The sequence below is a fragment of the Rhodanobacter sp. K2T2 genome, from assembly GCF_013408815.1.
Lineage (GTDB): Bacteria > Pseudomonadota > Gammaproteobacteria > Xanthomonadales > Rhodanobacteraceae > Rhodanobacter.
In genome coordinates, this window is sequence record NZ_JACCCA010000007.1 from 284,839 (window position 1) to 293,092 (window position 8,254).

At 64.2% G+C, this 8,254-nt stretch carries 9 protein-coding genes; 8 read left to right on the plus strand and 1 reads right to left on the minus strand.

The genetic code is table 11. From position 1 onward, the window contains the following. Positions 1 to 49 precede the first annotated feature (49 nt). Genes hisD through HDE78_RS13590 form a run of 8 tightly spaced genes read left to right on the plus strand, consistent with a single transcriptional unit; the run spans position 50 to position 7,621 of the window. On the plus strand, positions 50 to 1,372 hold the full coding sequence (gene hisD, locus HDE78_RS13555; RefSeq protein WP_179480389.1) for a histidinol dehydrogenase: 1,323 nt from the start codon (positions 50 to 52) through the stop codon (positions 1,370 to 1,372). Next, positions 1,369 to 2,475, plus strand: a complete 1,107-nt coding sequence (hisC, locus tag HDE78_RS13560; RefSeq protein ID WP_179480327.1) for a histidinol-phosphate transaminase — start codon at positions 1,369 to 1,371, stop codon at positions 2,473 to 2,475. Before hisD ends, hisC begins: the two co-directional genes overlap by 4 nt. Continuing rightward, positions 2,472 to 3,536: a bifunctional histidinol-phosphatase/imidazoleglycerol-phosphate dehydratase HisB gene (gene hisB / locus HDE78_RS13565; protein WP_179480329.1), complete on the plus strand. Its 1,065-nt coding sequence runs from the start codon at positions 2,472 to 2,474 to the stop codon at positions 3,534 to 3,536. Before hisC ends, hisB begins: the two co-directional genes overlap by 4 nt. Continuing rightward, positions 3,536 to 4,126: an imidazole glycerol phosphate synthase subunit HisH gene (hisH, locus tag HDE78_RS13570; protein WP_179480331.1), complete on the plus strand. Its 591-nt coding sequence runs from the start codon at positions 3,536 to 3,538 to the stop codon at positions 4,124 to 4,126. The genes hisB and hisH overlap by 1 nt, the downstream gene beginning before the upstream one ends. Before the next feature lie 11 nt (positions 4,127 to 4,137). Continuing rightward, complete coding sequence (hisA, locus tag HDE78_RS13575) at positions 4,138 to 4,866, plus strand: 1-(5-phosphoribosyl)-5-[(5-phosphoribosylamino)methylideneamino]imidazole-4-carboxamide isomerase (RefSeq protein ID WP_179480391.1); 729 nt, start codon at positions 4,138 to 4,140, stop codon at positions 4,864 to 4,866. Beyond that, positions 4,860 to 5,630 (plus strand): imidazole glycerol phosphate synthase subunit HisF, encoded by a 771-nt coding sequence (gene hisF, locus HDE78_RS13580; protein WP_179480333.1) that lies wholly within the window; start codon positions 4,860 to 4,862, stop codon positions 5,628 to 5,630. Before hisA ends, hisF begins: the two co-directional genes overlap by 7 nt. A gap of 31 nt (positions 5,631 to 5,661) precedes the next feature. Continuing rightward, positions 5,662 to 6,303, plus strand: a complete 642-nt coding sequence (gene hisIE, locus HDE78_RS13585) for a bifunctional phosphoribosyl-AMP cyclohydrolase/phosphoribosyl-ATP diphosphatase HisIE (RefSeq protein ID WP_179480335.1) — start codon at positions 5,662 to 5,664, stop codon at positions 6,301 to 6,303. Between the two features lie 34 nt (positions 6,304 to 6,337). Continuing rightward, positions 6,338 to 7,621: a hypothetical protein gene (locus HDE78_RS13590; RefSeq protein ID WP_179480337.1), complete on the plus strand. Its 1,284-nt coding sequence runs from the start codon at positions 6,338 to 6,340 to the stop codon at positions 7,619 to 7,621. Between the two features lie 358 nt (positions 7,622 to 7,979). Here HDE78_RS13590 and HDE78_RS13595 read toward each other — a convergent pair. After that, a partial coding sequence (locus HDE78_RS13595) for a hypothetical protein (RefSeq protein WP_218862337.1) occupies positions 7,980 to 8,254 on the minus strand: 275 nt, incomplete at its 5' end.

Consider the following 8,254-nt stretch of genomic DNA (forward strand, 5'->3'; position numbering starts at 1 on the left):
TGTCATGAATAAGGCTTTCGCAAATCCCATTGCCGTTGAACCGACGCCGATGAAGCGGCTCGACTGGAGCGCGCTGAACGAGGCAGGGCGTCGCGACGCGCTGGCGCGGCCTGCGCAATCCCGCGCGGACGATCTGCGCCGTGGCGTCGAGCAGATCATCGCCAGCGTACGCGCCGGCGGCGACGCGGCCCTGCTCGAGCTGAGTCAGAAGTACGACCGCTGTACGCTGGATGCCATCGAAGTCACCGATGCCGAATTCGATCAGGCCGAGGCCGCGCTCGATCCAGCGTTGAAACAGGCGATCCAGGAAGCGGCCGGGCGCATCGAGGCGTTCCATCGCGCCGCCGCGCCGCAGCCGGTGAGCGTGGATACCGCGCCCGGCGTGCGGGTGGAGCGGGTGCTGCGCCCGATCAGCCGCGTCGGCCTGTACGTGCCGGCGGGCAGCGCGCCGCTGCCCTCGACCGCTCTGATGCTGGGCGTGCCGGCGCGCATCGCTGCCTGTCGCGAGATCGTTCTGTGCTCGCCGGCGCGCGCGGACGGCCGCTGCGACGAGGCGGTGCTGTACGTGGCGCGCCTCACCGGCGTGCACAAGGTCTTCAAGCTTGGCGGCGCGCAGGCCATCGCCGCCATGGCGTACGGTACGGCCAGCGTGCCCAAGTGTGACAAGCTGTTCGGCCCGGGCAACTCCTGGGTCACCGAGGCCAAGCTGCAGGTCTCCGGCGATCCGGATGGCGCAGCCATCGACATGCCGGCCGGCCCGTCCGAAGTGCTGGTCATCGCCGATGCGGAAGCCGATCCGGCCTTCGTCGCCGCCGATCTGCTTTCGCAGGCGGAGCACGGACCGGATTCGCAGGTGATTCTGCTCAGCCCCTCGGCCGATATGCTCGACATGGTCGCCGGCGAAGTGGATCGCCAGTGTGCGGCGCTGCCGCGCAACGCCATCGCCGCACAGGCGCTGGCGCAGAGCCGGCTGATCAAGGTCGATTCGCTGGCGCAGGCGATCGAGGTCAGCAACCGCTACGCGCCGGAGCATCTGATTCTGCAGGTGCAGCAGCCGCGCGATCTGCTGGAAAGCATCGACAGCGCCGGCTCGATCTTCCTCGGCGCGTGGACGCCGGAGTCGGTCGGTGACTACTGCAGCGGCAGCAACCACGTGCTGCCGACCTACGGCTACGCGCGCAGCTACAGCGGCGTATCGGTGGCGAGTTTTCAGAAACAGATCACGGTGCAGGAAGTGACGCCGGACGGCCTGCGCGCAATCGGCCCCTGCGCCGCCACGCTGGCGGCCGCCGAACAGCTGGAGGCCCATCGCCGCGCGGTCACCCTGCGGCTGGCCGTGCTGGACGGCGATGCCGCAGGACGAACGTCATGAGCGTGCTCGATCTCGCGCGTGCGGAAATTCGCGCCATGCAGCCTTATTCGTCCGCACGGATGGAGGCTAATGGCGGCCAGATATGGCTCAATGCGAACGAATCGTCATGGCTGCCCGAGGGCGATTCGGGCGCTGGCTGCAACCGCTATCCGGAGCCGCAGCCGGCGGCTTTGATCGATGCTTTGGCGACGCTCTACGGCGTGCGCCGCGAACAGCTGCTGGTCGGTCGCGGCAGCGACGAAGCGATCGACCTGCTGGTGCGCGCGTTCTGCCGTGCCGGCGAGGACGCGATCCTGATCCAGCCGCCGACCTTCGGCATGTATTCGGTCTGCGCACGTACGCAGAATGCCGCGGTGATCGAGGTGGCGTTGAGAGACGACTTCACGCTGGATGTGGATGCCCTGCTGGCGGCGGTGACGCCGGCAGTGAAGCTGGTGTTTGTCTGCACGCCGAACAATCCGACAGGACAGATCGTGCCACGTGCCGACATCGAACGTTTGGCGCAGGCCTTGTCCGATCGCGCACTGCTTGTCGTCGACGAGGCCTATATCGAATTTGCCGACGCCGACAGCGCGATCGCGCTGATCGATCGCTACGAAAACCTTGCCGTGCTGCGCACGCTGTCCAAAGCCTGGGCGCTGGCCGGCGCGCGCATCGGCAGCCTGCTGGCGTCGGCGGCGATCATCGCCTTGCTGCGCAAAATCATGGCGCCGTATCCGCTGCCGTCGCCGTGCGTGGTGGCCGCGTTGGCCGCTTTGTCTGCGTCGGGTCAGCAGAATGCGCGCGAGCATCTGGCTATCGTGAGAGAGCAGCGCGACGTCATGAAGGCGGCGCTGTCCCAGCTTGCCGGCGTGCGCGAAGTGCTGCCGTCGCAGGCGAACTTTCTGGCCGTGCGTTTCGATGATCCCGGCGCTGTCTACGCGCGCTTGCTGGCCGCGGGCATTGTGGTGCGCGACGTCCGCCGCTATCCGAATCTGGGCGACTCGCTGCGCATCACCATCGGCACGCCGCAGGAGAACGAGAATGTGCTGGCTGTACTGACGAGTCCGGCGATGGATAGCCGGGATTTTGTCGACGCATTGGCTGCAGGAAAACCACGATGAGCCGAAAGATTCTTTTTGTCGATCGCGATGGTTGCCTGATCGAAGAGCCTGCCGATGAGCAGATCGACAGCTTCGAGAAACTCGCGCTGTTGCCCGGCGTGATCGCCGCGCTGCAGCGCTTCGTCGCCGCCGGCTATCAGCTGGTGATGGTGACGAATCAGGACGGTCTCGGTACCGAAAGTTTTCCCGAAGCCGCCTTTGCCGGGCCGCAGGAACTGCTGCTGCGAATCCTCAGCTCGCAGGGCATTCGCTTTCAGGAAATCCTGATCGACCGCAGCTTTCCGTATCAGCATCTCGACACCCGCAAGCCCGGGGTCGGCATGATGCGTCACTACCTGGCCAGCGACGACTGGAGCCGCGCGGCGTCGGCGATGGTTGGCGACCGCGAGACCGATCTGCAGTTTGCCCAGAACATGGGCGTCCGAGGTTGCCGCGTGGGCCCCGCGGGCATCGGCTGGGACGCGATTGCGCACCAGCTGCTCGACGCGCCGCGTACGGCCAGCGTGGTGCGTAACACTAAGGAAACCCGTATCACCGTCAACGTCGACCTGGATCGCGTCGCCGATCCGCAGGTGCATACCGGCCTGGGCTTTTTCGATCACATGCTGGAGCAGATCGGCAAGCACGGCGGCTTTGCGCTGGAGCTGCGCTGCGAGGGCGATACGCATATCGACGAGCACCACACGATGGAAGATTCCGCGCTCGCTTTGGGTCAAGCGCTGAAGCAGGCGCTGGGCGACAAGCGCGGCATCGGCCGCTACGGTTTCACCCTGCCGATGGACGAGTCGCGCGCGGTCGCGGCGCTGGATCTGTCCGGTCGGCCTTACTTCGTCTTCGAAGGCAGCTTTCCGCGCGAGCGCGTGGGCGATGTGCCGACCGAGCTGGTGCCGCATTTTTTTCGCTCCGTCTGCGAGACGCTGGGTGCGAACCTGCATCTGAGCGTGCACGGCGACAACGCGCACCACATGGTCGAAGGCTGCTTCAAGGTGTTTGCGCGCACCCTGCGTCAGGCCATTCGCCGCGAAGGCAGCGAACTGCCCAGCACCAAGGGCACGCTGTAATGAGCGTGGTGCTGGTCGATGCCGGTGGCACCAATATCGGTTCGGTGCGCTATGCGCTGCAGCGCTTGGGCGCGGATGCCCAGCTGACCTCGGACGCGGCGACGATTCGTGCGGCCGACAAGGTGATTCTCCCCGGCGTCGGTGCCGCAGGTCCGGGCATGGCGCGCCTGCGCGAGCTGGACCTGGTCGAGGTGATGCGCAACCTGACCCAGCCCGTGCTCGGCGTGTGTCTGGGCATGCAGCTGCTTTGCACCCATTCGGAAGAGGGCGATACCGACTGTCTCGGCGTCGTTCCCGCCGTCGTGCGCCGTTTCGACGATATGCCCGGACTGCGCGTGCCGCACATGGGCTGGAACCGCCTGGTCGGTCGCCAGCCTCACGCGCTGCTGGCAGGGCTCGGCGATGATGACAGCGCCTATTTCGTGCACAGCTACGCGGTGCCACCCGGCAATTACTCTCTGGCGACGACCGACTTCGGCGGCGAGTTTTCGTCAGTCATTGCCAACCATAATTTTCATGGCATGCAGTTTCATCCCGAGCGTTCGGCCGCCGTGGGTGCCAAGCTGCTCAAGAATTTCCTCAGCCTGTGAGTACGCAAGCCGTGAGTTTGAACGTGATTCCCGCCATCGACCTGCGCGGCGGCAAGGTGGTGCGCCTGAAGCAGGGCGACTACGCGCAGCAGACCACGTACGAAGCCGACCCGCGCGAGCTGGCTCAGCGTTATGCGGCGGCGGGCGCCCAGTGGCTGCACCTGGTCGATCTCGACGGTGCGCGCTCCGGCAGTCTCGATAACCTCGCCGTGATCGAATCGATCGCCGCGAACGGCATGCGGATTCAGGCCGGCGGCGGCGTGCGCAGCGAGGACGACCTGGCGCGCTTGTTCAGCGCGGGCGTGAGCCGGGTGGTGCTCGGCAGCGTGGCGATTCGGGAGCCCGAGCTCGTCGCCGACTGGCTCACGCGCTACGGCGCCGAGCAGTTGACCATTGCCCTCGATACGCGTCAGGTAGATGGCCGTTGGGCGCTGCCCAGCGCCGGCTGGACCGAGATGGAAACGCGCACGCTGGACGAGCTGGCGCCGTGGTACGCGAGTAAGGGCGCGCGGCATCTGCTGTGCACGGATATCGACCGCGACGGCATGCTGGCCGGCTTCAATCTCGATCTGTATCGCCACCTGGCGGAAACGGTTCCGGATTTGGCCGTCCAGGCGTCCGGCGGCGTGCGCTCGCTGGACGATATCCGCGCGGCGCGCGAGGCGGGCGCGACGGGCGTGATACTCGGTCGTGCGCTGCTCGAAGCGCGCTTCACTATCGAGGAGGCGTTGGCATGCTGAGCCGTCGGATTATCCCGTGCCTCGACGTGCGCGATGGGCAAGTGGTCAAGGGCGTGCAGTTTCGCGACCACGTCGTGATGGGTGAAATCGTCGATCTGGCGCTGCGCTATCGCGACGAGGGGGCGGACGAGCTGGTGTTTTACGACATCACTGCCAGCCCCGAAGGTCGCAGCGTCGATCGCGGCTGGGTCGAGCGGGTGGCGCGCGTCATCGATATCCCGTTCTGCGTCGCCGGCGGCATTCGCTCGGTCGATGAAGCGCGCGCGGTGCTGCACGCCGGTGCCGACAAGATTTCGGTGAACTCGCCCGCGCTGGAGCGCCCGGCGTTGATCGACGAGCTGGCCGCCGCGTTCGGCGTGCAGTGCGTGGTGGTCGGCATCGACTCGTTACGCGATGCCGACGGCGAATGGCACGTGCGGCAATACACGGGTGACCCCAACAAGACCCAGGCGCTGGCGCGCCGAACGCTGGACTGGATGATCGAAGCGCAGCAGCGCGGCGCCGGCGAGATCGTACTCAACTGCATGGGCAGCGATGGCGTGCGCAAGGGTTACGACCTCGAGCAGCTTTCCGTGGCGCGTGCGGTATGCCACGTGCCGCTGGTGGCTTCCGGTGGCGCGGGCACGCCCGAGCACTTCCGCGATGCATTCATCGAAGCCGATGTCGACGGCGCCTTGGCCGCCAGCGTGTTTCACTCCGGCGCCATCGCCATTCCCGAACTCAAACGATACCTGCGCGCCGAAGGCGTGGCGGTACGTTTGTAACCCGCGCTGCACGTAGTCAAGGAACGTCGCGATGAGCGATTCGAATACTGATCTCAAGCGCCTCGACTGGGCCAAAGGCGACGGTCTGCTACCCACTATCGTGCAGCACTGGCAAAGCGGCGAAGTGCTGATGCTCGGCTATATGAACGCCGACGCGCTGACGCACACGCAGGCCAGCGGTCACGTCACGTTTTTCAGCCGCAGCAAGCAGCGCCTGTGGACCAAGGGCGAAAGCTCCGGCCATGTGCTCGCCCTCAAATCCATCCGCATCGACTGCGACGCCGATACCTTGCTGGTCCAGGCCGAGCCGCACGGCCCTACCTGTCATGAGGGAACATCCAGCTGCTTCGGCGACAGCGCCGACGTGCGCCCACCGCTGGGCTTCCTGGCCGAACTTGACGCGCTCGTCGCACAACGCCACGCCAAACGTCCAGAAGGCAGCTACACCACCAGCCTGTTCGAAGGCGGCATCCGCCGCATGGCTCAGAAAGTCGGCGAAGAAGGTGTCGAGACAGCGCTGGCCGCCGTCGCGCAGGATGACACCGAACTGCTGGGCGAGTCGGCGGATCTGATCTTTCACCTTGCGGTGGTATTGCGCGCGCGCGGGCTATCGCTGGCCGATGTGGCGGCGTTGCTGGCCGAGCGTCATTCCCATCGAAGCGGCAGCGCCTGACATTCGATTGATAAGTGTTGCTGGAAACCTTGCGGTGTTCGTGTTTTGCTCTCTTCGCGGTGCCAAACACAACGACAACAGGACGGTCATTCTCGTGCTCATTCAGCGTATGCGATGCATTGTTTGGATGGTGTGGCTTTGGTGTTTCTTTGCGGCGTTTGCTGTGCAGGCAGCGGATCGTCGCATCACCACTGACGCGGAATTGAAGCAGTATTTGACAGATACGCCGCAGGGGCAATCACCTCTGGATGCTTTGTCACCCGGCGGGCGCAGACGTTTTCTAGGAGAGCTCGCATTCGGTAGACGTGGCCTAGGCTCGGTGCCGCTAGACGATCCTTCAAACGAGCTTACCCACCCGCAGGTTGTTCGGCTCTTTGCCTTGTTTGGTGTTGAGGAATTTGCGCAAGGGTCGGGGATTTCCCCGGAGCGGCAGGCTCGCATCCAGCAAGAGCGGCTTGCCGATGCTGCCGCGCGCGGTTGTGGCATCAAAGACTGCCCGGAAAGCGACATCGAAAAGCGCTACGACCAACTGGTTTTGGTAAAACCTGATTTTTCCCTGCCGGATGCTCGACGATTTTTGCTGGACGGGCAGCGGTACGATCGCCTCTTCCAAAGCTATCAGACGCCAGCAAAACTGCGTGCGGTCAGCAGTCCAGATCTGCGGCTGTTGAAGCGTGCAGGTGACAGGGTGGTGAGTTACTCCCCTACAGCTTCGCATCTCGACGATCTCCGGAATGATCTCGATGAGATGCAGCAGCGTCACATGGCGGAGGACCAGGACTACGCCGGCCTCTATCAGGCTCTGGTGACGAGTCGGCAGTTCGCGAATGCTGAAACGGTGGCAAGGCAGCACCCGGCTCTGGGTGTGGATGCTGCACCGACCTTGGTTACAGGCAGCGTGCTACTGAAAGGGCAGCCGACCGCGCTCTCGCTGGATGCGCAAGCTCACACAATGCGCCGGGAAGCCTTCGATCTTTCGCAGCCCTTACGTATTGTGATCGTGGCTTCCTGCCATTTTTCGGAGGATGCAGCGCGCGCTGTGGAGTCGGACCCACAACTGCGGCCACTGTTCGCCCAGCACGCCATCTGGCTCGCCAGCCAGAGCGAAGCATTTCAATCGGTGGCAGAGTGGAACCGCAAGCTTCCCGATCAGCCGATCCACGTTGCCTGGCAAGACAGCGAGTGGTCGATGCTGGACGATTGGTCGATGCCGACGTTCTACGTATTCCGCCACGGCCGCCTGGCGAAGAAATTCAGGGGCTGGTTTGACGTCCAGACGCTGAAGCAATCGTTGCGCGATGCGGGCGCTTTGCGCTAACCAACTCTCTGAAACCAAATGGTTGCTTGAGTGCAGCATCTGCCAAATGCCAAAGAAAGTCGGCGAAGAAGGTGTCCAAAAGGCGGCAGTAGCCGTAGCGTAGGAAGATGCCGAACTGCTGGGCGTGAACTATCACCTTACGGTGGTGTTGCGGGCACGCGGGCTATCGCCGGCGGATGTGGCGACGTTGCGGGCTGAGCGGCACGCTGCGCGCGTCGGGCATTGAGGGAAACATCGCAAGGTAGCGGCTGCGAGTCAATTAGTCTGAATTAGCTGAGTTTTTGAGTATCCGTTTTCGGCCAACAACGGCCGGTCGGCTGATCCAATTGCGCGGCCAGAAACGGACGGTCAAAAAGATTTAATTGATCTCAGGGGAATGTACGGTCATTGGTATTTCGCTCAACGAGCGGTAGACCGGCAGCCCCATTTCCATTGCTCGGCGTACATCTTCGTCGGCGCCTCTGGATGGGCCATCAATGCGCCATAGCGCGTCACAGCGACTGAGTAATCGCTCTGCTGCCGGATACAGAAAGGCCTCGCTGATCTCGTCACCTGGTTCGCTCGAACCTGCCTCGCGTGCCAACGGAAGGGCGAGCCATTCGCCGATCATGGGTACGTGGCCTCGCAGGTATA